The organism is Ramlibacter henchirensis (assembly GCF_004682015.1).
Lineage (GTDB): Bacteria > Pseudomonadota > Gammaproteobacteria > Burkholderiales > Burkholderiaceae_C > Ramlibacter > Ramlibacter henchirensis.
In genome coordinates this window covers 248,107-271,189 of the sequence record NZ_SMLM01000001.1, presented here as the reverse complement: position 1 = coordinate 271,189, position 23,083 = coordinate 248,107, and the positions used below count along the sequence as shown (strand labels likewise).

Below are 23,083 nucleotides of genomic sequence, written 5' to 3'. Positions count from 1 at the left end.
GTCTACTTCCAGGCCCGCGCGGCCAGCCACTGCGCCGTGGCCGCGGCCAGCGCCAGGGCCGCGTACGTGGCCATCTTGCCGTCGCGTCCGAACCACCACAGCCCGCCCGCCAGCACGGCGGCGGCCGCGATGAACACCAGCGCGGCCTGCAGCCAATAGCCGCCTGCTCCGCGGCGCAGCAGGAGGCGCGAGGCGGCGGGCAGGACGAGGGCGAGGAAGGCGGCCGGCGCCAGGAAACCCGCCAGGTGCGTGAGGGAGTCGAGCGGGCCCATCCGGTGAAAGTCCTTGGGTTGCAGCTAAGTGCTTGTGAACTCGACGGATTTTATAATTTCACCCATGGCAGTCTGGGCCTTGGGCATCAACCACACGACAGCCCCGCTCGACTTGCGGGGCAAGTTCGCGTTCGCCCTCGACCAGATCCAGCCCACGCTGCAGCAATTGCGGCAGAGCCTGCACGGCCGGCTCGAACGGCAGCCCGAAGCGGCCATCCTGTCCACCTGCAACCGCACCGAGATCTACTGCGCCGGGCCCGACCACGGGCTGGAGCCCACGATCGAATGGCTGGCGCAGCAAGGCGGCGTCTCGCCCGCCCTGCTGCGCTCGCACGCGTACACGCTGCGCGACGGCATGGCCGCCCGCCATGCCTTCCGCGTGGCCAGCGGGCTGGACTCGATGGTGCTCGGCGAGGCGCAGATCCTCGGCCAGCTCAAGGACGCGGTGCGCCTGGCCGACGAGGCGGGCGCGCTGGGCACCACGCTGAACCAGCTGTTCCAGCGCTCCTTCGCGGTGGCGAAGGAAGTGCGCAGCGCCACCGAGATCGGCGTGCATTCCATCAGCATGGCCGCGGCCGCGGTGCGGCTCGCGGGCCAGCTGTTCGAGGACCTGGGCAAGATCTGCGTGCTGTTCGTCGGCGCGGGCGAAATGATCGAGCTGGCGGCGACCCATTTCGCCGCGAAGAATCCGCGCCACATCGCCGTCGCCAACCGCACCCTCGAGCGCGGCGAGAAGCTGGCCACGCGCTTCGGCGGCGAAGTGATGCGGCTGGCCGACCTGCCCGAGCGGCTGCATGAATTCGACGCGGTCGTCAGTTCCACCGCGAGCCAGCTGCCGATCATTGGCCTGGGCGCCGTGGAGCGGGCGGTCAAGCGGCGCAAGCACCGGCCGATGTTCATGGTCGACCTCGCCGTTCCGCGCGACATCGAACCGGAGGTGAAGGCGCTGGAAGACGTGTACCTCTACACCGTCGACGACCTGGCGCACGTGGTGCAGACGGGACAGGCGCAGCGGCAGGCCGCCGTCGCGCAGGCCGAAGCGATCATCGATGCCGGCGTCCAGAGCTTCCTGCACTGGATGGACCAGCGCGGCGCGGTGCCCCTGATCCGGCAGCTGAACGCGCAGGCCGACGAGTGGCGCGCAGTGGAGATCGCCCGCGCGCGCAAGCTGCTGGCCAAGGGCGAGGACGTCGATGCCGTGCTGGAGGCGCTCTCGCGCGGGCTGACGCAGAAGATGCTGCACGGCGCGATGGCCGAGCTGCATTCCGGCGACGCCGAAGCGCGCCACCGCGCCGGCAGCGCGATCGAACACTTCTTCCTGCGCAAGGAGCGTTAGCGCCGTTCGCGCTCCCCCGCCCTTGTGAAGCTCGGGGCGGACGGAGTCGCCGCTGCCGGCCCGCTTCTCCGTTCGGGCTGAGCCTGTCGAAGCCCCTTTCCCCGCACATGAAACCCTTCCTCCGCCAGCAACTCGAGCGCTACCCGGTCCGCCTGCAGGAACTCGACTTCTTCCTGCAGCAGCCGGACGTCGCCAACGACATGGAGCGCTTTCGCGCGCTCACGCGCGAGCACGCCGAGGTCAGCGACGTCGCCGGCCGCTACGAGCTGTTCCGCCGGCGCGAGAGCGACCTGGCGCAGGCGCGCGAGATGCTGGACGACGCCGACATGGCCGACATGGCGCGCGAGGAGGTCGCGGCCATCGAAGCCGAGTTGCCGGCGATGGAGGACGAGCTGCAGAAGCTGCTGCTGCCCAAGGACCCGGACGACGTGCGCAACACCTTCCTCGAGATCCGCGCCGGCACGGGCGGCGACGAGTCTGCGCTCTTCGCTGGAGACCTGCTGCGCATGTACACGCGGTATGCGGAGCGCCAGGGCTGGCGCTGCGAGGTGGTGAGCGAAAGCGCGGGCGAAGTCGGCGGCTTCAAGGAAGTGGTGGTGCGCGTGGTCGGCGACGGCGTCTACGGCAAGCTGAAGTTCGAATCGGGCGGCCATCGCGTGCAGCGCGTGCCCGCCACCGAGACACAGGGACGCATCCACACCAGCGCGTGCACCGTCGCCGCGCTGCCCGAGCCGGACGAGGCACAGGCGGTCCAGCTCAATCCGGCCGACCTGCGCATCGATACCTTCCGCGCCAGCGGTGCGGGCGGACAGCACATCAACAAGACGGATTCGGCGGTGCGCATCACGCACATCCCCACCGGCATCGTGGCCGAGTGCCAGGACGACCGCTCGCAGCACCGCAACAAGGCCAAGGCGCTGCAGGTGCTGGCCGCGCGCATCCGCGAGAAGGAGCGCAGCGAGCGCGCCGCGAAAGAGGCGGCCACTCGCAAGGGCCTGATCGGCAGCGGCGACCGCAGCGACCGCATCCGCACCTACAACTTCCCCCAGGGCCGGGTGACGGACCACCGCATCAACCTCACGCTGTACAAGCTGCCCTTCGTCATGGAAGGCGAGCTGGACGAGCTGATCGAAGGCCTGCTCCTGGCCCGCAAGGCCGAACAGCTGGAGGAACTGGAGATCGGCCTGGGCGTGGGCGCGGCATGAACATCGCGCAGGCGCTGCGGCAGGCGGCCGCGGGCGGCATCGAGCGGCTCGATGCGCAGTTGCTGATGCTGCATGCATTGCGGCGGCCCGCGGGTGGTCGGGCTTGGCTGCTGGCGCACGACGACGAATCGCTGGCGCCTCACGTCGCGCGAGCTTTCGAGGCGCTGTGCGCTCGGCGCGCCGCGGGCGAACCGGTCGCGTACCTGGTGGGCCGCAAGGAGTTTTTCGGGCTCGACCTCCTGGTGGACGAGCGCGTGCTGGTGCCGCGGCCCGAAACCGAGACGCTGGTCGAATGGTCGCTGGAGGTGCTGGCCGGTCGCAGCGCGCCGCTCGTGATCGACCTCGGCACGGGCAGCGGCGCGATCGCGCTGGCGATCGCCGATCGAAGGCGCGATGCGATCATGGAAGCAGTCGACGCGAGCGCCGATGCTTTGTCCGTCGCCTCGCAGAATGCGGCGCGACTGAACCTTCCCCTGCGCTTCAAGCATGGCCGCTGGCTCGCCGGCTGCGATGGTCCCTACGACCTGATCGTGTCCAATCCGCCCTACGTCGCTGAAGGCGACGAGCACCTCCGCGCCTTGCAACACGAGCCGCGGCAGGCGCTGGTGGCCGGGGCCGACGGCCTCGATGACCTGCGGGCCATCGTGCAGCAGGCGCTCCGCTGCCTGGCGCCGGGCGGCTGGCTGCTGCTGGAGCACGGGTGGGATCAAGCGGCCGCGGTGCGTGGGCTGCTGGAGGCGGCGGGCTTTGCCGACGTCAGCTCCCGCCGCGACCTGGCCGGCATCGAGCGCTGCTCCGGCGGCCGGCTTGAACGGGGATAATCCGACCCAAAGTGCCGCACTGCGGCCCCACCCCATTCCAGGAGATTGCCCATGAGCGACGCCCAGCAACGCATCGACCAGCTGGTCAAGACCAACGACGTGCTGCTGTTCATGAAGGGAAGCGCGAGCTTCCCGATGTGCGGCTTCTCCGGCCGCGCGATCCAGATCCTGAAGGCCTGCGGCGTCGACCCGAAGGCGCTGACCACCGTGAACGTGCTGGAGGACGACGAGATCCGCCAGGGCATCAAGGAATACAGCAACTGGCCGACGATTCCTCAGCTGTACGTGCGCGGCGAATTCATCGGCGGCTCGGACATCATGATGGAGATGTACCAGAGCGGCGAGTTGCAGCAGGTGCTGGGCGCCACCACGCCGCGCGCCTGAGGGCGCACCTCAGCAGCCCGCCTCTTTCGGCTGCCAAACACATCGGCAAAAACCTGACAGTGGTCGCGGCAGCGGCCCGACTCGATTGCGCTCTGGCACGGCTTATGCTGGAATGAACACAGCAGTCGTGAAGGAGCAGCGAGCATGGACAGCCGCAGTCTGGTGCCCCACCAATCGTCTTCGTTCAAGCTTCCCATCGCCAACCTGCGGAACGTCTTCCGTCCGCATGACGTCGAGCGCAAGCTCGCCAAGCTGCCCAACAAGGAACATGAGAACCTGCGCACGACGTACGAGCGCATGCTCGAGCGCGGGCCGGAGCGCTTCCAGGTCAAGCCCAGCGGCGTCCCCGACATGGCGGCGCTTTACGAGCAGCTGCCCAACTTCACCGATGCGCTCGACGACGTGAAGCGCCACGTGGCGCTGTCGCAGGACAGCCGGGACGGCCTGGAAGTCACGCCGATGCTGCTGTTGGGTCCGCCGGGCATCGGCAAGACCCATTTCGCGCGCAAGCTGGCCGACCTGCTGGGCACCGGAATGAGCCTGGTGCCCATGAGTTCCATGACCGCGGGCTGGCTGCTGTCAGGTGCTTCGTCGCAGTGGAAAGGCGCCAAGCCGGGCAAGGTGTTCGAGGCGATCGTCGACGGCCAGTACGCCAACCCGGTGATCGTGGTCGACGAGATCGACAAGGCGGCCGCCGATGCGCAGTACGACCCCCTCGGCGCGCTCTACGGCCTGCTGGAGCACGACACCGCGCAGACCTTCATGGACGAGTTCGCCGAGGTGGCGATCGATGCGAGCCAGGTCATCTGGATCATGACCGCCAACGACGAGCGCTGCATTCCGGAGCCCATCCTCAACCGGATGAACGTGTTCGAGATCGAAGCGCCCTCTTTCGAAGCAGCCCGGCAGATCGCGCGCAACCTCTACGTCTCGATCCGGTGCGAGCATGGCTGGGGCGCGCGCTTCGAGCCCGAGCCGTCGGACGACCTGCTCGACCAGCTGGCCGAACTGGCGCCGCGCGACATGCGCCGCGCGCTCATGACCGGCTTCGGCAATGCCCGCCTGGACCAGCGCAGCGAGATCGCGGTGGAAGACCTGCCCAAGCCCGCGTCGGGCAAGGGCAAGATCGGCTTCGTGCAGTAAGGGTTCAGGTCGGGCCGCCGCCGGCTCGCAGTGCCGGGTCCTCGCCCCTGGGCGGCGTGGTGTCGATGAAGCGCCACTGCTTCGCGGCCGCGAACACCGCGTTCGGGTACTGCGGCTTGCCGCGGCTGCCGTTGTAACGACCCAAGGCCATGAACAAGTCGCCGCGCTCGCGGTCGATGTAGTGGCGCAGGATCACGCAGCCGAAACGCAGGTTGGTCTGCATGTGGAACAGCCTGCCCGCATCGCCGTCGCCGATCAGGCGGCTCCAGAACGGCATCACCTGCATGTAGCCGCGCGCTCCTACGCTGCTGACCGCGAACTTGCGAAAGGCGCTTTCCACCTGGATCAATCCCAGCACCAGGCCCGGATCGAGGCCCGCGCGCTTGCTCTCGTACCAGACGGTCTGCAGGAATTCCTTGCGCTCCTGCCAGTCCACCTTGCGTCGCAACAGGCGGGGACTCATCGCGCCGAGCCAGCGCAGGTAGGCGAGACGCGATTCGGTGTCGGTGAAATCGGGAACCGGCGGCGCCGAGTTGGCGATGGCCGAACTCAGAGCGGTGCGCACCGAGTCGGCCAGCGGTTCCTCGATCTGCCCGCCGGCGCGCGCACTCGTCGCCGCGAACGGCCCCGCCGCGAGCAGCGCGAGCGCGGCGCGCCGCGCGATCACGCCTGCAGGCGGCCGCGCAGGAAGGCCATGACTTCGCCCGCGGGCACCTTGGTGGCGGCCGCATCGCGCCGGTGCTGGTATTCGAGCTGCCCTTCCTTGAGGCCGCGATCGGAAATGACGACGCGGTGCGGCACGCCGATCAGTTCCCAGTCCGCGAACATGGCACCGGGGCGCTCGCCGCGGTCGTCCAGCATCACGTCCACGCCGGCGGCGGCGAGTTCGTCGTGCAGTTTTTCGGCGGCCGCGCGCACTTCGGCGCTGCGGTCCATGCCGATCGGGCAGACCACCACCGTGAAGGGCGCGATCGCGTCGGGCCAGATGATCCCTCTGGCGTCGTTGTTCTGCTCGATGGCGGCGGCCGGCAGCCGCGTGATGCCGATGCCATAGCAGCCCATCTCCATCAGCTGGGGCTTGCCGTTTTCGTCCAGGAAGCTGGCCTCCATCGGCGCGCTGTACTTGGTGCCGAGGTAGAACACGTGGCCCACCTCGATGCCGCGCTCGATGACCAGGCGACCCTCGCCGTCGGGTGATGGGTCGCCTTCGACCACGTTGCGCAGGTCCGCGACCGCATCGGGCTCGGGCAGGTCGCGGCCCCAGTTCACGCCGGTGAGGTGGTACCCCTCGGCGTTGGCGCCGCAGACCCAGTCGGCCATCACGGCGACCTCGCGGTCGGCGACCACGCGCACGGGCTTCCTCGTGCCGATGGGGCCAAGGTAGCCCGGGGGCGTGCCGAAGCGATCCACGATCTCGGCGTTGGTGGCGAAGCGGAAGCCCGCGTCCAAGCCGGGCACCTTGCCGACCTTGATCTCGTTCATGTCGTGGTCGCCGCGCAGCAGCAGCAGCCAGACCTGCGTGCCGGGCGGACGGCCGTTGTCGTCGACGCCGTCGGTGGCCAGCACCAGCGACTTGACCGTGCGCTGCAACGGGATGCCGAGGAACTGGGCCACGTCCGGGCAGGTGCTCTTGCCGGGCGTCGGCGTCTTCTCCATGCGCTGCGCCGGTGCGGGACGCGGGCCCGCGGGCGCGCGGGCCTCGGCCTTCTCCATGTTGGCGGCGTATTCGCTCTCGGGGCAATACACCACGGCGTCCTCGCCCGTCGCGGCGATGACCTGGAACTCCTCGGAGAGGTCGCCGCCGATGGCGCCGCTGTCGGCCGCGACGGCGCGGTAGCGCAGGCCGAAGCGGTCGAAGATCGCGCGGTAGGCCCGGGCCATCGCCTGGTAGCTCGCCTTGGAGCTGGCGGCGTCGCGGTCGAAGCTGTACGCGTCCTTCATGATGAACTCGCGGCTGCGCATCACGCCGAAACGCGGCCGCCGCTCGTCGCGGAACTTCGTCTGGATGTGATACAGGTTTTTCGGCAGCTGCTTGTAGCTGCGGAGTTCCTGCCGCGCGACGTCGGTGACGACTTCTTCACTCGTGGGCTGGATGATGAAGTCGCGCTCGTGGCGGTCCTTCACCCGCATCAGCTCCGGGCCCATCTTGGACCAGCGGCCCGTCTCCTGCCAGAACTCCGCGGGCTGCACCACGGGCATGAGCAGTTCCACCGCGCCGGCGCGGTTCATCTCCTCGCGCACGATGGCTTCGATCTTGCGCACGACGCGAAGCCCCATGGGCATCCACGTGTAGATGCCCGCCCCCAGCTTCTTGACCATGCCCGCCCGCATCATCAGCTGGTGGCTCACCACCTCGGCATCGGCGGGCGCTTCCTTGAGCGTGGAAATCAGGAACTGGGAGGCTTTCATTCGGGGGAGAACGGGCGGGCGCGGGACGGCTGAGTTCTTGGCGCACGCGCAGGGCGGCGTGCATAATGGACTCAGTTCAAAAGTTTGGGGTTTGATTATGCTTGACCGGGACGGCTTCAGGCCCAACGTCGGCATCATCCTGCTCAACCAGAAAAACCAGGTGTTCTGGGGCAAGCGAATCCGCACCCACAGCTGGCAGTTTCCGCAAGGCGGGATCGATCGCGGAGAGACGCCCGAACAGGCGATGTACCGCGAGTTGCACGAAGAGATCGGGCTCAAGCCCGAACACGTGCGCATCATCGCCCGCACGCGCGACTGGTTGCGCTACGAAGTGCCGGACCGCTACATCCGTCGCGATGCACGCGGACACTACAAGGGCCAGAAACAGATCTGGTACCTGCTGCAGCTCACGGGCCAGGACTGGAACCTGAACCTGCGCGCCACCAACCATCCCGAATTCGACGCCTGGCGCTGGAACGACTACTGGGTCCCGCTGGACGTCGTGGTCGAATTCAAGCGCGGCGTGTACGAGATGGCGCTGACTGAACTGGCGCGCTTCGTGCCGCGGCACGACCATCGCAATCGCTACCTGCGCGGCGGCATGCGTTCGCGCGATCCCGCGGGGCCGCATGAACAGCACGGCGAGCCCCTGCCCGGTCCGAGCTTCGAGCTGCCGCCGGGCGCCACCTTCGAGCCCGATCCGCAAGCCGCACTGAAGAACGCCCACGAAGGCAACCGTGCGCCTTGAGGCGGCGCGACGAAACGTCGCGCTGCTTGTCCTGGGCATCGGGTGCGTGGCCGCGCACGCGCAGATCACCGATGTCGATCCGGACTGGAAGGAGGCCGAGGCTCCTCCCCCGCCCGCGCTCAAGACCGAGCAACTGGTGCCGCTCGAGATCAGCAGCTCGGTGCTGCGCTGGGGCGTCGACCCGGCCTCCATCCGCATCGGCAACGACGGCGTGGTGCGCTATGTGGTCGTGGCCCGTGGTGAAGGCGGCGCCGTCAACGCCCTGTACGAAGGCGTGAGGTGCAACACCGCGGAAGTGAAGCTGTACGCCCGCAACTCAGGCGACAAGTGGGTGCCCGTGCGAGACGCGGACTGGAAACCGCTGCACGGCAGCGCCTCTACGCTCCACAGTCTCGCGATCGCCCGCAATGGCGCGTGCGTGGGCCGAGGAACCAACCGCTCGCCCGATCAGATCGCGCGCGACCTGGGCAGCTCCGGCAACTACCGTTTCCGCAACGAGGTGCGCTGACGCGGGCCTCGGTCCTCAGCGGGTGAGGACCAAGTTGGTGCGGTGGATCATCTCCGGCTCGGCCATGTACCCGAGCAGCTTCTCGATCTCGCTCGAAGGCTTGCGGCACAACAACCGCGCCTCGGCGCTGGCGTAGTTGGCCAGGCCGCGCGCGACCTCCCCACCTGCGGGATCGCGCACCGCGATGACATCGCCGCGCGAGAACTCGCCTTCCACCGCGGTCATGCCGATCGGCAGCAGGCTCTTGCCTTCGCGCACCAGCTTCGCCACCGCGCCGTCGTCCACCATGACCGCGCCGCGCAGCTGCAGGTGGTCGGCCATCCAGCGCTTGCGCGCCTGGCTTTTCTGCGTGGGCGCCACCAGCAGCGTGCCGATCGGCTCGCCGGCGGCAAGGCGCAGCAGCGCGTCCTGCTCGCGGCCCCACGCGATCACCGTCGACGCGCCGGAGCGCGCCGCGCGCCTGGCGGCGAGGATCTTGGTGATCATTCCGCCCTTGCCGATGCTGGAGCCTGCGCCGCCCGCCATGGCTTCGAGCGCCGGATCTCCCGCGCGGCCGACGTGGACGAAGCGGGCCTGCGGATCCTTGCGCGGGTCCGCGCTGTACAGACCCCGCTGGTCCGTGAGGATCACCAGCACGTCGGCTTCGACGAGGTTGGCGACGAGCGCGCCCAACGTGTCGTTGTCGCCGAACTTGATCTCGTCGTTGACGACCGTGTCGTTCTCGTTGATGACCGGCAGCACGCGCAGCCCCAGCAGCGTGAGCAGCGTCGAGCGCGCGTTGAGATAGCGCTCGCGGTCGGCCAGGTCGGCATGCGTGAGCAGCACCTGCGCCGACCCGAGGCCGTTCTCGCGCAGCTTGGTTTCGTACATCTGGGCGAGGCCCATCTGGCCGACGGCGGCGGCGGCTTGGAGTTCATTGAGCTCGTGAGGACGCGAATTCCAACCGAGGCGCTTCATGCCTTCGGCAATCGCGCCGCTGGACACCATGATCACTTCGCGACCCTCGCGAGCCAACGTTGCGAGCTGGCGGCACCACTCGCCGATCGCCTGCTCGTCGAGGCCGCGGCCTTCGTTGGTGACGAGGCTGGAGCCGACCTTGACGACGATGCGGCGGGCGCCGCGCAGCAGGTCCTGATGCTCGAGCCCAGGAGTCTCGATCGCGGCACTCATGCCCCGCCCTTTCCCTGCTCCTGGTCTGCCGCCGCGAACCGCGGATCGACTTCGGCCGGTTCGTTCTCGCGCGTCTGCTGCGCCTTCACGTGCTGGTAAACGCCCTTGACCAGCTCTTCGCAGCCTTCGCGCGTCAGGGCCGAGATGCGGAACACCGGGCCCTTGTAGCGCATGCGCTTGACGAAGTCCTTGACGCGCGCGTCGCGCTCGTCCGCGGGGATCATGTCGATCTTGTTCAGCACCAGCCAGCGCGGCTTCTCGTACAAGGCCTGGTCGTATTTCTTCAATTCCGCGACAATGGCCTTGGCTTGCGCCACCGGGTCGACGGCCTCGTCGAAAGGTGCCAGATCCACGAGGTGCAGCAGCAGACGCGTGCGCTGCAAATGCCGCAGAAACTGGTGGCCCAGGCCGGCGCCCTCGGCGGCACCCTCGATCAGGCCGGGGACGTCCGCGACCACGAAGCTCTGCTCCGGGCCCACCCGCACGACACCCAGGTTGGGATGCAGCGTGGTGAAGGGATAGTCGGCGATCTTGGGCCGTGCGTTGGAGATGGCCGAGATCAGCGTCGACTTGCCTGCGTTGGGCATGCCGAGCAGGCCGACATCCGCGAGCACCTTCAGTTCGAGCTTCAGGTTCTTCTTCTCGCCGGGCCAGCCGGGCGTCTTCTGCCTCGGGGCGCGGTTGATCGAGCTCTTGAACCGCATGTTGCCGAAGCCGCCGTCGCCACCCTTGGCCAGCACGATGGTCTCGCCGGGGGTGAGCAGCTCGTGCAACACCTCGCCGGTTTCGGCGTCGCTGATGATGGTGCCCACCGGCATCTTCAGCGTGATGTCTGCTCCGGCGGCGCCGAACATGTCCGAGCCCATCCCGTGCTCGCCGCGCTTGGCCTCGTGGCGGCGCGAGAAGCGGTAGTCCACCAGCGTGTTGAGGTTCGGGTCGGCCACCGCGTAGACATGGCCGCCGCGGCCGCCGTCGCCACCGTTCGGGCCGCCGAACTCCTTGTACTTCTCGTGGCGGAACGAGACGCAGCCGTTCCCCCCGTCGCCGGCGGCGACGTCGATGAAGGCTTCGTCGACGAATTTCATGATTGCAAGCCTGGAAAAACAAAGCCCCGACAAGTCGGGGCTTTGTCCTTGCCGGATGGCCCGAGGTTAACTCAGGCCGCCGGGATGACGCTGACCGTTTGCTTGTTCAGCGAGCCCTTGGTGGCGAACTGGACGTGGCCGTCGACCAGCGCGAAGAGCGTGTGGTCCTTGCCCAGGCCGACGTTGGTGCCGGGATGGAATTTGGTGCCGCGCTGGCGCACGATGATGGAGCCGGCGCTGATCAGCTCTCCGCCGAACGCCTTGACGCCGAGCATCTTGGGCTGGGAATCCCGCCCGTTGCGCGTAGAGCCGCCGCCTTTTTTCTGTGCCATGTCTGCTGCTCCTGGTTAGAGGGCGATGGCGCCGATCTGCAGCTCGGTGAACTGCTGGCGATGGCCCTGGCGCTTCTGGTAGTGCTTGCGGCGGCGCATCTTGAAGATGCGCACCTTGTCGTGCTTGCCGTGGGCCACGATCGTGGCCTTGACGGTGGCGCCGGACACCAGGGGACTGCCGATCTTCAGGTCGCCGCCGTTACCGACAGCCAGCACCTGATCGAGCACGATTTCCTGGCCTACGTCCGCAGCAATCTGTTCTACTTTGATCTTTTCGCCGGAAGCAACGCGATACTGCTTGCCGCCGGTTTTTATGACCGCGTACATGTGAGACCTCTCGAATGGGAAGTACCCCGGGACGGATTTCCCGGAGAGCCCTCGACTATAGCATAGTTTGCGGTTACTCACCAATGGGCCGGGCCGGGCGGCCGAGGTTGCCAAGGGGCGCTTCCTATAATCGCCACGCAACCGCCGTACCGCCTTGACCTCTCCCCCTACCAGCACCGGCCCGGTGCTTTCCCTGATCGCCGATGACATGCTCGAGGTGGACGCGGTCATCGCGCGCCGACTCGATTCCGGGGTGCCGCTGGTCGGCCAGGTCTCGCGCTACATCATCTCCGCCGGCGGCAAGCGGCTGCGGCCCGCGCTGTTGCTGCTGGTGAGCGCCGCGCTCGGCTTTCGCGGCGAACAGCGCTTCAATCTCGCTGCCGTCGTGGAGTTCATCCACACCGCCACGCTGCTGCACGACGACGTCGTGGATGAATCCACGCTTCGCCGGGGGCGCGCCACGGCCAACGAGAGCTTCGGCAACCCCGCCAGTGTGCTGGTGGGCGACTTCCTCTATTCGCGGGCGTTCCAGATGATGCTGGAAGCGAACGACATGCGCATCATGGCCATCCTGGCCGACGCCACGAACGTGATCGCCGAAGGCGAGGTCCTGCAGCTGATGAACATGCACGACGCCTCACTCGACGAGGCGGGCTACCTTCGCGTGATCCGCTCCAAGACCGCCAAGCTGTTCGAGGCCAGCGCGCGGCTCGGCGCCGTGCTGGCACGCGCGCCGAAGGAACTGGAGGAAGCCTGCGCGTCCTATGGCCAGGCGCTGGGCACGGCGTTCCAGGTGATCGACGACGTTCTCGATTACGACGGCGACGCGCAGGAGATGGGGAAGAACCTGGGTGACGATTTGCGCGAGGGGAAGGCCACGCTGCCCCTGATCGCCGCGATGGAGCGCGGCACCGCGGAACAACGAGATCTGATCAAGCACGCCATCGAGCACGGCGCGGTGGAGGAACTCGATGCGATCGTGGCCGTCGTGCGCCAGACCGGCGCGCTGGACGTGACCCGCGCGGCCGCCGCCGCGGAAGCGCAGCGCGCGATCGGATGCGCGCAACAGCTGCCGCGCAACGAGTACTCCGATGGTTTGGTACAATTGGCGGCTCAGCTGCTTGGGCGTCGCAACTGATTCGCAAGATCAGCCGGCGCTTCTCGCAAGCGGCAATCGGGGTGTAGCTTAGCCTGGTAGAGCGCTACGTTCGGGACGTAGAGGCCGGAGGTTCGAATCCTCTCACCCCGACCAGTTTCCCTTCCCCACCCGTGAACTCCTGCCCAGCGGGCTGGCGCGACATTCGCGCGCCTACCACAGCAAGATTTACACCGGTTGGGCTTTAGGAGATGATCAGCTGGCCTTTGTCCGGCTTGCCGGCGAGGGCGTGATTTACCAACCACGCATGGCCGCCGCCGATCCCGGACTGTCCGAACCAGCCTCGCTTGCCCTCCCCGGCCTGGCACGGGCCTTGGTGTCCGCCGGCAAGCTCGGACAGAAGTCGGCCGAGGAGCTGTATCGCAAGGCGCAGGCCAACCGCAGCAGCTTCATCGCCGAACTGACAGGCTCGGGGGCTGTATCCGCGGCTGACCTGGCGCACACGATGTCCTCGGCGTTCGGCGCTCCGCTGCTGGACCTCGACGCGGTCGACGTGCAGCGCCTGCCCAAGAACCTGCTGGACGTCAAGCTGTGCCAGCAATACCGCGTGGTGGTGCTTTCCAAGCGCAATAACCGCCTGATCGTCGCCACCGCCGACCCGTCCGACCAGCAGACCGCCGACAAGATCAAGTTCGCCACGCAGATGGGCGTGGACTGGGTCATCGCCGAGTACGACAAGCTGACCCGGATGGTCGAAGCGACCTCCGCCAGCGCCAGCCAGGCGATGGAGAGCATCGTCGGCGAGGACTTCGAGTTCGACGAGTCCACCATGGACGAGTCGGTCATCGACGAGGACGACAAGAGCTCCGCGAGCTCCGACGTCGATGACGCACCGGTCGTCAAGTTCCTGCACAAGATGCTGCTCGACGCCTTCAGCATGCGGGCGTCGGACCTGCACTTCGAGCCGTACGAGCACAATTACCGGGTTCGTTTCCGCATCGACGGCGAACTGCGGGAGATCGCCTCGCCGCCCGTTGCCATCAAGGACAAGCTCGCCTCGCGCATCAAGGTCATCTCGCGGATGGACATCTCCGAGAAGCGGGTGCCGCAGGACGGGCGCATGAAGCTCAAGGTCGGTCCGGACCGTGTGATCGACTTCCGCGTCAGCACGCTGCCCACGCTGTTCGGCGAGAAGATCGTGATCCGTATCCTGGATCCGAGCAGTGCCAAGCTGGGCATCGATGCGCTCGGCTACGAGGTCGAGGAAAAGGAACGGCTGCTCAACGCGGTGAGCCGCCCGTACGGCATGGTGCTGGTCACCGGCCCGACCGGCTCGGGCAAGACGGTGTCGCTCTACACCTGCCTGAACATCTTGAACAAGCCCGGGGTGAACATCTCCACCGCGGAAGACCCGTCCGAAATCAACCTGCCCGGCGTCAACCAGGTCAACGTGAACGAGAAGGCGGGGCTGACGTTCGCCGCAGCGCTCAAGTCGTTCCTGCGCCAGGACCCGGACGTCATCATGGTCGGCGAAATCCGCGACCTGGAAACCGCCGACATCGCCATCAAGGCGGCCCAGACGGGCCACCTGGTGCTCTCCACGCTGCACACGAACGACGCGCCGACCACGCTCACGCGGATGCGCAACATGGGCATCGCGCCGTTCAACATCGCGTCCAGCGTCATCCTGATCACCGCCCAGCGCCTGGCCCGCAGGCTGTGCGTCAACTGCAAGCAGCCGGCGGACATCCCGCACGAGACGCTGCTCGACGCGGGCTTTTCCGAAGAGGAAGTCGACGGCACCTGGACGCCGTACCGCCCGGTCGGCTGCAACGCCTGCAACAACGGCTACAAGGGCCGGGTCGGCATCTACCAGGTCATGCCGATCAGCGACGAGATCCAGCGCATCATCCTGCGCGACGGCAGCTCGATGGAGATTGCCGAGCAGGCGGAGCGCGAGGGCGTCAAGAGCCTGCGCAAGTCCGGGCTCCACAAGGTAAGGCTGGGCGTCACCTCGCTCGAGGAAGTGCTCGGCTGCACGAACGAATAGCCATCGGCAAGGGAACCAGAGGAGTAGCGCATGGCGACGGCAACAGCAGGCAAGGTCACCGAATTCGTATTCGAGTGGGAGGGGCGCGACCGCAACGGCAAGTCCGTCCGCGGCGAAACCCGCGCCAGCGGCGAAAACCAGGTCCTGTCCGCCCTTCGGCGGCAGGGTGTCACGCCGATCAAGGTCCGCAAGCGCCGCATGCGGTCCGGACAGAAGATCAAGCCGAAGGACATCGCCATCTTCACGCGCCAGCTGGCCACCATGATGAAGGCCGGCGTGCCGCTCCTGCAGTCGTTCGACATCGTCGGCCGTGGCAATGCGAATGCCAGCGTGTCCAAGCTGCTGAACGACATCCGCGCGGACGTGGAGACGGGCACGTCCCTGTCGGCCGCGTTTCGCAAGTACCCGCTGTACTTCGACAACCTCTACTGCAACCTCGTCGAGGCCGGCGAGGCCGCCGGTATCCTGGAATCGCTGCTCGACCGGCTTGCGATCTACATGGAGAAGACCGAAGCCATCAAGTCGAAGATCAAGTCGGCCCTGATGTACCCGATCTCCGTCGTGGTGGTGGCCTTCGTGGTGGTTTCGGTCATCATGATCTTCGTCATTCCGGCGTTCAAGGAGGTGTTCAAGTCGTTCGGTGCCGACCTGCCCGCGCCGACCTTGTTCGTGATCGGAATGAGCGAACTCTTCATCAAGTACTGGTACGTCATCTTCGGTGGGATCGGTGGCGGCTTCTACTTCTTCATGCAGGCGTGGAAGCGCAACGAGAAGGTCCAGCAGTTCATGGACCGGCTCATGCTCAAGCTGCCCGTGTTCGGCGACCTGGTCTACAAGTCGGTCATCGCCCGCTGGACGCGCACCCTGGCCACCATGTTCGCCGCGGGCGTGCCTCTGGTTGAAGCGCTCGACTCCGTGGGCGGCGCCTCCGGCAACTCCCTCTACGTGACGGCGACCGAGAAGATCCAGCAGGAGGTCTCCACCGGCACCAGCCTGACGGCCGCGATGACCAACGCCAACTGCTTCCCGACCATGGTCCTGCAGATGTGCGCGATCGGCGAGGAGTCCGGCTCCATCGACCACATGCTGGGCAAGGCGGCCGACTTCTATGAGGCCGAGGTCGACGACATGGTCGCCGGCCTGTCGAGCCTGATGGAGCCGATCATCATCGTGTTCCTCGGCGGCCTCATCGGCGGCATCGTCGTCTCGATGTACCTGCCCATCTTCAAGCTCGGCCAAGTCGTCTGATGTTGCTTTCCCCGGGGATGGACGCCGCGTTGGCCGGCGTCCTCGGGCTGCTGGTTGGCAGCTTCCTCAACGTCGTCATCTACCGCCTCCCGAAGATGCTGGAGCGGCAGTGGGCCGCGGATTGCGCCGAACTGGTAGGCAAGTCGCCGGAACCCGCGGAGCCATTCAACCTGATGCATCCGCGCTCGCGCTGCCGCCAGTGCGGGCACCTGATCCGGTGGTACGAGAACATCCCGGTGCTGAGCTACCTCGCGCTGCGCGGGAAGTGTTCGGAGTGCGGCACGCGGATCGGGGCGCGCTATCCCCTGGTCGAGATCGCCACCGCCGGACTGTTTACCTTCTGCGGCTGGAAGTGGGGCGTCAGCTGGACCGGTCTGGCCTGGTGCGGCTTCGCGGCGGCTCTGGTGGCGCTCGCGATGATCGATTGGGACACCACGCTGCTGCCGGACGACATCACGCTGCCGCTGGTCTGGGCCGGGCTGATCGCATCGGCGCTGCGCTGGACGGGCGTGCCGCTGCAGCAAGCGGTCTGGGGCGCGGCGGCGGGCTACGTGTCACTCTGGCTGGTGTACCAAGGTTTCAAGCTGCTCACCGGCAAGGAAGGGATGGGCTACGGCGATTTCAAGCTGTTCGCGGCCCTGGGCGCCTGGTTCGGCTGGCAGGCGCTGGTGCCCATCATCCTCATGGCCTCCGTGATCGGTGCCATCATCGGCATCGCCATGAAGTTCAGCGACAACCTGCGTGAAGGCGGCGCGATTCCCTTCGGTCCCTTCCTCGCCGGGGCGGGCCTCACTGCACTCCTGTTCGGGCCTTCCTCGATCCTGGAAGTCATCGGGCTCTGACGTGGCCGCCGTGCGCATCGGCCTGACCGGAGGCATCGGCAGCGGCAAGAGCACGGTGCTGCAGATGCTCCAGGCGCGGGGCGCTTCCGTGATCGATGCCGATGCGATCTCTCGTGCGACGACGGCGGCCGGCGGCAGTGCGATCCCCGCGATCAGCCGGCGCTTCGGCCCCGAATTCATCTCGACCGACGGCGCGCTCGATCGCGAGCGCATGCGCGCTGCCGCCTATGCCGACCCGCAGGCGCGGCGCGACCTGGAAGCCATCATCCATCCGCTGGTGGGCGCGGACGTCGAGCGACAGGTGCAGGCCGCATTGCAGGGCGGCACACGCTGCATCGTGTTCGACATCCCGCTGCTGGTCGAGTCGGGCCGCTGGCGCAACCAGGTCGACAAGGTGCTGGTGGTGGACTGTCACGCGGCCACGCAGGTGGCGCGCGTGGTGGCCCGCAGCGGGCTCAAGCCGGCGCAGGTGGAAACCATCATCGCGGCCCAGGCGCCGCGCGCGCTCCGCCTGGCCGCCGCCGACATCGTGATCTTCAACGAGGGACTTTCGCTCGAGCAGCTGGAGGCTCGAGTGGAGCAGGTCGCCAGGGGCTTCGGGCTATGATGGCGCGGACGCGCAATCCCGATCCAGCCGCCCAGTGTGATCCTTTACGAATACCCGTTCAACGAACGCATCCGTACGTACCTGCGCCTCGAGCACCTGTTCCGGCGCCTCGGTGAGCTGGTTCCCCGCGAGCACCCGCTCGACCACCACTACGCACTTGCGACCATCTTCGAAGTGATGGACGTGGCGGCGCGCGCCGACCTCAAGTCCGACGTGATGAAGGACCTGGAGAAGCAGAAGGGCGTCCTGAACAGCTATCGCGGCAACCCCGCCATCGCCGAAGCCGTGCTGGACGAAGTGGTGGGCAGTCTCGACGGCTGCTTCAACTCCTTGAACAACGTCCCCGGCAAGGCTGGGCAGTCGCTGACCGACAACGAGTGGCTGATGAGCATCCGCAGCCGCATCGGCATTCCCGGCGGCACCTGCGAGTTCGACCTGCCGGCCTACTACGCGTGGCAGAAGCTCGATGCGGACACCCGCCGCGCGGACCTCGCGCGCTGGACACGGCCGCTCGGCACGCTTGCAGAATCGGTGCACCTGCTGCTGAAGCTGCTGCGCGACTCGGGCACGCCTCAGAAGGTGATGGCCGTGGACGGCCATTTCCAGCAGACGCTGCCCCAAGGCCGCACGTTCCAGCTGCTGCGTCTGCGCATCGATCCGACGCGGCGGCTGGTCCCGGAGATCAGCGGCAATCGCCTGATGGTCTCGGTGCGCCTGATGCGCCAGGAAGGCAGCGACCGGCTGCACGCCAGCAACGAAAGCGCCGAGCTCGAACTCACTCTCTGCTCCTGAGCCAGGCCATGCAGGAAGGTGGAAAGAGGAAGGCCCGCGTGGTCACCTGCCCGCAGTGCGGAGGCGAAAGCCTCTACGCGCCCGAGAACCGCTGGCGTCCGTTCTGCAGCGAGCGTTGCAAGAACCTGGACCTCGGCGCCTGGGCGAGCGAAAGTTTTCGCGTGCCGGATGACTCGCCGCCGGACGACCAGCCGTTCGGAGACCCGAAGGTTCAGTAGCGTCAGCCCGTCGAGTGCGTTTGGCCGGTGAAGCCCCGCTCCTGCGCAAACCACGCCAGCACCGGCACCGTGCCCGGCAGCACGGGACGGACCTGAACGGGCAATACCTCCCACGCGCAACTCTGACCCTCGTGCATGTGGAGCTCGCCTTCCCACTCGAACACCTTGCAGAAGTTCAGGCGCACGAGAGCGTGCGGGTAGTCGACCACCTCGACGCGCCAGGGATGGACCTGGCCGATGACCACGCCGATCTCTTCAATCAGCTCTCGCCGCAGCGCCGCCTCGACCGTCTCGCCCGTCTCCACCTTGCCGCCGGGGAACTCCCAGTAACCTGCGTAAACCTTGCCGGCGGGCCGACTGGTGAGCAGGAAGCGGCCGTCGGCACGCACCAGCACGCCGACCGCGACCTCCACGTGCTGGCGATCGGGCCCGCCTTCGCGGGGCCGCTCGCGGTCGGCGACGAGCACGCCCATCAGGCCGGGTGCCGGCCCGCCCAGTCTCGGGCGAACTGGTAGGCCACGCGCCCGCTGCGCGATCCGCGCTCCAGCGCCCAGACCAGTGCCTCGGGACGCGCTGCTTCGATCGCGGCGGGCGGCACGCCGAAGGACGAGAGCCACTGCGCCGCGATGGCCAGGTACTCGTCCTGCGTGAACGGATAGAAGCTCACCCACAGGCCGAACCGCTCGGACAGCGAGATCTTCTCCTCCACCACTTCGCCGGGATGAACTTCGCCGTCTTCCGTATGCGTGTAGGTGAGGTTCTCCTTCATGTACTCGGGCAGGAGATGTCGCCTGTTGCTCGTGGCGTAGATCAGGACGTTGGGCGTGGCCGCGGCAACGGAGCCGTCCAGGATGGACTTGAGCGCCTTGTAGCCCGGCTCGCCCTCCTCGAAGCTCAGGTCGTCGCAGAACACGATGAACTTCTCCGGCCGGCCCGCCACCACTTCCACGATGTCCGGCAGGTCCACGAGGTCCGCCTTGTCGACCTCGATCAGCCGCAAGCCGTGGGGCGCGTACTCGTTGAGGCAGGCCTTGATCAGCGAGGACTTGCCGGTGCCGCGCGCACCGGTGAGCAGCACGTTGTTGGCCGGCTTGCCGGCCACGAACTGCTGGGTGTTGCGCTCGATCTTTTCCTTCTGCGGTTCGATCTCCTTCAGGTCGCCCAGGCGAATGCCGGCGACGTGCCGAACCGGGTCGAGCGTGCCGTGTCCGGTGGACCTCTTGCGGTAGCGCCACGCGATCGATGCATCCCATTCGGGCGACGACAAGGGCTTGGGCAGCACCGCCTCCAGCCGGTCGAGCACCTGCATCGCGCGCTCGAGCAGTCGCTCCAGCGAGCCGCTCATGACCGGTAGTCCGCGTTGATGCTCACGTACTCGTGGCTGAAATCGCAGGTCCACACCGTGTCGGACGCCGAGCCGCGACCCAGCCCGACGCGAACCGTGATCTCGGCCTGCTTCATCACGCGCTGGCCATCTTCCTCACGGTACTTCGGGTGCCGCCCGCCGTGCGTGGCCACGTGCACGTCATCGAGCCAGAGATCGATGCCGGCCTGGTCAAGGTCATCGATGCCTGCATAACCGACGGCCGCCAGGATGCGGCCCAGGTTCGGATCGCTCGCAAAGAAAGCCGTCTTCACCAGCGGCGAGTGCGCGATCGCGTACGCCACCTGCCGGCATTCCTGCGCCGTGCGGCCGCCTTCGACGCGCACCGCAATGAACTTGGTGGCGCCCTCGCCGTCGCGCACGATCGCCTGGGCCAGCTGCCGCGACACTTCCGTCATCGCCTGCACCAGCGCGCGGCCCTCGACGCTGTCCAATGAAGTGATCGGGGCATGCCCGGCCTTGTTGGTGGCGATGACGATGAAGGAGTCGTTCGTCGACGTGTCGCCATCGACGGTCACGCGGTTGAAGGAGCCTTCGGCCAGTTGCAGCGCCAGCTGCTGCATGAGCGGCTGCGCGATGCAGGCGTCCGTCGCGAGGAAGCCGAGCATCGTCGCCATGTTCGGCCGGATCATGCCGGCCCCCTTGCTGATGCCGGTCACGGCCACGTCCTTGCCGCCGATGCGAACCGAGGCGCTGAAGGCCTTCGCCACCGTATCGGTGGTCATGATGCCCTCCGCCGCCCGCAGCCAGTTGTCCGGTTTGGCGTCGGCCAAGGCCGCGGGCAAGCCCGCCTCGATGCGATCGAGCGGCAGCGGCTCCATGATGACGCCGGTGGAGAACGGCAGCACCTGCTGCGGCGCCACCTCCAGCTTGCGCGCCAGCGCGATGCAGGTGGCGCGGGCACGGACCAGTCCGTCCTCGCCGGTGCCGGCGTTCGCATTGCCGGTGTTCACCACCAGCGCGCGGATGTCGCCGCCTGCCAGGTGTTCACGGCAGACCTGCACCGGCGCTGCGCAGAACCGGTTCTGCGTGAAGACGCCGCCGACGCTCGCGCCGGGCTCGAGCAGGAAGACCGTCAGGTCCTTCCGGTTCGCCTTGCGTACGCCGGCTTCGGCCACGCCGATGGACAGGCCGCGCACGGGCCGCAGGTCGCCCGCTTTCGGGGCGGAAAGGTTCACTGCCATGGTGTCTTGGGAAAGAGATCAGTTCTGCCGCCACGGCAGGCCGCGCAGGCGCCAGCCGCCCTTGCTGCCGCGATGGCCGCTCTCGTCGCGATCGCCCTCGAAACCTTCGAGGATGTTCCAGGCCTCGAAGCCCAGTTCGGTGGCGCGCCTGGCGGTCGCCTGCGAGCGCACGCCGCTGCGGCACAGCATGACCACCTTCTTGCCTGGCGGCACAGCGGCCCGCAACTGCTCGTCGAATGAGGTATTCACGGCCATGCCGGGCCATTGCTTCCAGGCAATGCCGACCGCTCCGGGGATGAAGCCGACCCATTCGCGCTCGGCGTCGCTGCGCACGTCCACCAGCACCGCATCGCCGGCTCGCCACCAGTCATAGGCCAGCTGCGGCGTGACGTCACCCGCGTAACCCTCCGCCGGACGCGTGCCCTCGCTTTCGCGAGGCGCTTGCGCGTCCTGCCGCTGGGACAGTTTCGGATCGTGGGTCATTGAACCGATTTTGCCAGTCCCCCGGGTGCGCGCCTCGCTCGTGCGCGCCAGGTCGGAAAGGCTGGCAATAGCCTGACAGCACGCACCCCGCCCGCCACCCGGCTTCGGCAGAGATACCCCCGAAGTACGAAAGCCCCTGCGAGCGCCGCAGAAAGGTTGGTGTAAACCCTCTTACCGCGCCGCGAAGCAGGCTCCAAAGATAGTGTGCTAACCACAGCCGATCCCGCTTTCCTACAGGAGACGAAGCGATGAACACATCCACGACCCCTCGCCGCCGCAGCCTGCTCAAGGGCGCCGCGGTCGCCGCCGGCGCCTCGCTGAGCGCTCCGATGGTGATGGCGCAGGCCGCACCTACCTCGTTCCGGTTCCAGAGCACCTGGCCGGCGAAGGACATCTTCCACGAGTACGCCCTCGACTTCGCCAAGAAGGTGAACGACATGGCCGGCGGCCGCCTGAAGATCGAGGTGCTGCCCTCGGGCGCGGTCGTGCCGGCGTTCCAGCTCCTCGAGGCGGTCAACAAGGGCACGCTCGACGGCGGCCATGGCGTGGTGGCCTACCACTACGGCAAGCAGTCAGCGCTCGCGCTGTGGGGCTCCGGCCCGGCATTCGGCATGGATCCCAACATGGTGCTGTCCTGGCATTACTACGGCGGCGGCAAGGCGCTGCTGGAAGAGATCTACAAGTCCATCAACATGGACGTGGTGTCCTACCTGTATGGCCCGCAGCCCTGCCAGCCCCTCGGCTGGTTCAAGAAGCCGATCTCCAACGTCGCCCAGATCAAGGGACTGAAGTTCCGCACCGTCGGGCTGTCCGTGGACATCTTCAACGAGCTGGGCGCGGCGGTGAACCCGCTGCCCGGCGGCGAGATCGTTCCCGCGCTGGACCGCGGCCTGCTGGACGCGGCCGAATTCAACAACGCCACCTCCGACCGCATCCTGGGCTTCCCGGACGTGGCCAAGAACTGCATGCTGCAAAGCTTCCACCAGAGCGGCGAGCAGTTCGAGATCCTGTTCAACAAGAGCAAGTTCAACGCCCTGCCGCAGGACCTCAAGGCCATCATCGACTACGCCGTGCAGGCGGCCAGCGCCGACATGAGCTGGAAGGCGATCGACCGGAATTCGAAGGACTACATCGAGCTCAAGACCAAGGACAAGGTCAACTTCTACAAGACGCCCGACGCGGTCCTGCGCGCGCAGCTGGACGCCTGGGACAAGGTGGTCGCCAAGAAGCAGTCGGACAACGCGCTGTTCAAGAAGGTGCTGGATTCCCAGCGCGAGTTCGCCCAGCGTGCCGGCCAGTGGCAGAACGACTACCTGGTCGACTACAAGATGGCCTACAACCGCTACTTCGCCAAGGCAGGCAACGGTGGCGGCGGTGCGGGCGGCGCCGGCACCAAGAAGTCCTGATCCACCCCAAGGTGGTGCGGAGGGCGGCTGCGG

At 67.3% G+C, this 23,083-nt stretch carries 26 protein-coding genes and 1 tRNA gene; 16 read left to right on the top strand and 11 right to left on the bottom strand.

Annotated features, from left to right (window positions below):
- Positions 1 to 2 precede the first annotated feature (2 nt).
- Complete coding sequence (locus EZ313_RS01350; RefSeq protein ID WP_135261430.1) at positions 3 to 272, bottom strand: hypothetical protein; 270 nt, start codon at positions 270 to 272, stop codon at positions 3 to 5.
- Between the two features lie 64 nt (positions 273 to 336).
- On the opposite strand from EZ313_RS01350, the gene hemA reads away from it, so the two are divergent.
- From hemA to EZ313_RS01325, 5 genes are all read left to right on the top strand, one after another.
- On the top strand, positions 337 to 1,608 hold the full coding sequence (gene hemA, locus EZ313_RS01345; protein WP_135261429.1) for a glutamyl-tRNA reductase: 1,272 nt from the start codon (positions 337 to 339) through the stop codon (positions 1,606 to 1,608).
- A 107-nt stretch (positions 1,609 to 1,715) separates the two neighbouring features.
- Positions 1,716 to 2,813 carry a peptide chain release factor 1 gene (gene prfA / locus EZ313_RS01340; protein WP_135261428.1) on the top strand — a complete coding sequence of 366 codons (1,098 nt, stop codon included), beginning with the start codon at positions 1,716 to 1,718 and terminating at the stop codon, positions 2,811 to 2,813.
- Positions 2,810 to 3,634: a peptide chain release factor N(5)-glutamine methyltransferase gene (gene prmC / locus EZ313_RS01335; protein WP_135261427.1), complete on the top strand. Its 825-nt coding sequence runs from the start codon at positions 2,810 to 2,812 to the stop codon at positions 3,632 to 3,634. Before prfA ends, prmC begins: the two co-directional genes overlap by 4 nt.
- A 51-nt stretch (positions 3,635 to 3,685) precedes the next feature.
- Positions 3,686 to 4,018, top strand: a complete 333-nt coding sequence (gene grxD, locus EZ313_RS01330; RefSeq protein ID WP_135261426.1) for a Grx4 family monothiol glutaredoxin — start codon at positions 3,686 to 3,688, stop codon at positions 4,016 to 4,018.
- A 144-nt stretch (positions 4,019 to 4,162) separates the two neighbouring features.
- The gene (locus EZ313_RS01325) at positions 4,163 to 5,161 is read left to right on the top strand and encodes an AAA family ATPase (RefSeq protein ID WP_135261425.1); all 999 of its coding nucleotides are present in this window, start codon (positions 4,163 to 4,165) and stop codon (positions 5,159 to 5,161) included.
- Positions 5,162 to 5,165: 4 nt separating this feature from the next.
- On the opposite strand, the gene EZ313_RS01320 is transcribed toward EZ313_RS01325, so the two are convergent.
- Together EZ313_RS01320 and EZ313_RS01315 are read right to left on the bottom strand one after the other, a co-directional pair.
- A complete protein-coding gene (locus tag EZ313_RS01320; protein ID WP_135261424.1) occupies positions 5,166 to 5,828 on the bottom strand; it encodes a lytic transglycosylase domain-containing protein in 663 nt (220 codons plus the stop codon).
- Positions 5,825 to 7,570 (bottom strand): proline--tRNA ligase, encoded by a 1,746-nt coding sequence (locus tag EZ313_RS01315; protein ID WP_135261423.1) that lies wholly within the window; start codon positions 7,568 to 7,570, stop codon positions 5,825 to 5,827. The genes EZ313_RS01320 and EZ313_RS01315 overlap by 4 nt, the downstream gene beginning before the upstream one ends.
- 97 nt (positions 7,571 to 7,667) lie before the next feature.
- Here EZ313_RS01315 and EZ313_RS01310 point away from each other — a divergent pair, with 97 nt between their 5' ends.
- Positions 7,668 to 8,318: an RNA pyrophosphohydrolase gene (locus EZ313_RS01310; RefSeq protein WP_135261422.1), complete on the top strand. Its 651-nt coding sequence runs from the start codon at positions 7,668 to 7,670 to the stop codon at positions 8,316 to 8,318.
- The gene (locus EZ313_RS01305; protein WP_135261421.1) at positions 8,308 to 8,826 is read left to right on the top strand and encodes a CNP1-like family protein; all 519 of its coding nucleotides are present in this window, start codon (positions 8,308 to 8,310) and stop codon (positions 8,824 to 8,826) included. Before EZ313_RS01310 ends, EZ313_RS01305 begins: the two co-directional genes overlap by 11 nt.
- Positions 8,827 to 8,841: 15 nt before the next feature.
- Here EZ313_RS01305 and proB read toward each other — a convergent pair whose 3' ends face one another.
- From proB to rplU, 4 genes are all read right to left on the bottom strand, one after another.
- Complete coding sequence (gene proB / locus EZ313_RS01300) at positions 8,842 to 9,996, bottom strand: glutamate 5-kinase (protein WP_135261420.1); 1,155 nt, start codon at positions 9,994 to 9,996, stop codon at positions 8,842 to 8,844.
- Complete coding sequence (cgtA, locus tag EZ313_RS01295; RefSeq protein ID WP_135261419.1) at positions 9,993 to 11,081, bottom strand: Obg family GTPase CgtA; 1,089 nt, start codon at positions 11,079 to 11,081, stop codon at positions 9,993 to 9,995. The genes proB and cgtA overlap by 4 nt, the downstream gene beginning before the upstream one ends.
- Positions 11,082 to 11,152: 71 nt before the next feature.
- Positions 11,153 to 11,413 carry a 50S ribosomal protein L27 gene (gene rpmA, locus EZ313_RS01290; protein ID WP_135261418.1) on the bottom strand — a complete coding sequence of 87 codons (261 nt, stop codon included), beginning with the start codon at positions 11,411 to 11,413 and terminating at the stop codon, positions 11,153 to 11,155.
- Between the two features lie 15 nt (positions 11,414 to 11,428).
- Positions 11,429 to 11,740 carry a 50S ribosomal protein L21 gene (gene rplU, locus EZ313_RS01285; protein WP_135261417.1) on the bottom strand — a complete coding sequence of 104 codons (312 nt, stop codon included), beginning with the start codon at positions 11,738 to 11,740 and terminating at the stop codon, positions 11,429 to 11,431.
- A 208-nt stretch (positions 11,741 to 11,948) separates the two neighbouring features.
- Here rplU and EZ313_RS01280 point away from each other — a divergent pair, with 208 nt between their 5' ends.
- The 8 genes from EZ313_RS01280 (at position 11,949) to EZ313_RS01245 (ending at position 18,593) form a co-directional block, all read left to right on the top strand.
- Positions 11,949 to 12,878, top strand: coding sequence for a polyprenyl synthetase family protein (locus EZ313_RS01280; RefSeq protein ID WP_135263519.1), 930 nt, complete (start codon positions 11,949 to 11,951; stop codon positions 12,876 to 12,878).
- A gap of 37 nt (positions 12,879 to 12,915) precedes the next feature.
- Positions 12,916 to 12,992: transfer RNA gene (locus EZ313_RS01275), tRNA-Pro, on the top strand.
- 151 nt (positions 12,993 to 13,143) lie between these two features.
- The gene (gene pilB, locus EZ313_RS01270; RefSeq protein ID WP_135261416.1) at positions 13,144 to 14,886 is read left to right on the top strand and encodes a type IV-A pilus assembly ATPase PilB; all 1,743 of its coding nucleotides are present in this window, start codon (positions 13,144 to 13,146) and stop codon (positions 14,884 to 14,886) included.
- 30 nt (positions 14,887 to 14,916) lie between these two features.
- Positions 14,917 to 16,134 carry a type II secretion system F family protein gene (locus tag EZ313_RS01265; protein WP_135261415.1) on the top strand — a complete coding sequence of 406 codons (1,218 nt, stop codon included), beginning with the start codon at positions 14,917 to 14,919 and terminating at the stop codon, positions 16,132 to 16,134.
- Positions 16,134 to 16,976, top strand: a complete 843-nt coding sequence (locus EZ313_RS01260; RefSeq protein ID WP_135261414.1) for a prepilin peptidase — start codon at positions 16,134 to 16,136, stop codon at positions 16,974 to 16,976. Before EZ313_RS01265 ends, EZ313_RS01260 begins: the two co-directional genes overlap by 1 nt.
- 1 nt (position 16,977) lies before the next feature.
- Positions 16,978 to 17,583: a dephospho-CoA kinase gene (gene coaE, locus EZ313_RS01255; RefSeq protein ID WP_135261413.1), complete on the top strand. Its 606-nt coding sequence runs from the start codon at positions 16,978 to 16,980 to the stop codon at positions 17,581 to 17,583.
- Between the two features lie 36 nt (positions 17,584 to 17,619).
- Positions 17,620 to 18,375 carry a cell division protein ZapD gene (zapD, locus tag EZ313_RS01250; RefSeq protein WP_135261412.1) on the top strand — a complete coding sequence of 252 codons (756 nt, stop codon included), beginning with the start codon at positions 17,620 to 17,622 and terminating at the stop codon, positions 18,373 to 18,375.
- A gap of 8 nt (positions 18,376 to 18,383) precedes the next feature.
- A complete protein-coding gene (locus EZ313_RS01245) occupies positions 18,384 to 18,593 on the top strand; it encodes a DNA gyrase inhibitor YacG (RefSeq protein WP_135261411.1) in 210 nt (69 codons plus the stop codon).
- Between the two features lie 2 nt (positions 18,594 to 18,595).
- Here EZ313_RS01245 and EZ313_RS01240 read toward each other — a convergent pair whose 3' ends face one another.
- The 4 genes from EZ313_RS01240 to EZ313_RS01225 are packed head-to-tail and all read right to left on the bottom strand — an operon-like array spanning position 18,596 to position 21,644.
- Positions 18,596 to 19,066: an NUDIX domain-containing protein gene (locus tag EZ313_RS01240; protein WP_135261410.1), complete on the bottom strand. Its 471-nt coding sequence runs from the start codon at positions 19,064 to 19,066 to the stop codon at positions 18,596 to 18,598.
- On the bottom strand, positions 19,066 to 19,938 hold the full coding sequence (locus EZ313_RS01235) for an ATP-binding protein (protein ID WP_135261409.1): 873 nt from the start codon (positions 19,936 to 19,938) through the stop codon (positions 19,066 to 19,068). Before EZ313_RS01235 ends, EZ313_RS01240 begins: the two co-directional genes overlap by 1 nt.
- Positions 19,935 to 21,161, bottom strand: a complete 1,227-nt coding sequence (gene argJ, locus EZ313_RS01230; RefSeq protein ID WP_135261408.1) for a bifunctional glutamate N-acetyltransferase/amino-acid acetyltransferase ArgJ — start codon at positions 21,159 to 21,161, stop codon at positions 19,935 to 19,937. Before argJ ends, EZ313_RS01235 begins: the two co-directional genes overlap by 4 nt.
- Before the next feature lie 18 nt (positions 21,162 to 21,179).
- Entirely contained in the window at positions 21,180 to 21,644 is a 465-nt protein-coding gene (locus tag EZ313_RS01225) for a rhodanese-like domain-containing protein (RefSeq protein ID WP_135261407.1), read from the bottom strand.
- A gap of 248 nt (positions 21,645 to 21,892) precedes the next feature.
- Between EZ313_RS01225 and EZ313_RS01220 the strand changes: the two genes are divergently transcribed.
- Positions 21,893 to 23,050, top strand: a complete 1,158-nt coding sequence (locus EZ313_RS01220; RefSeq protein ID WP_135261406.1) for a TRAP transporter substrate-binding protein — start codon at positions 21,893 to 21,895, stop codon at positions 23,048 to 23,050.
- The last annotated feature ends 33 nt before the right edge of the window (positions 23,051 to 23,083 follow it).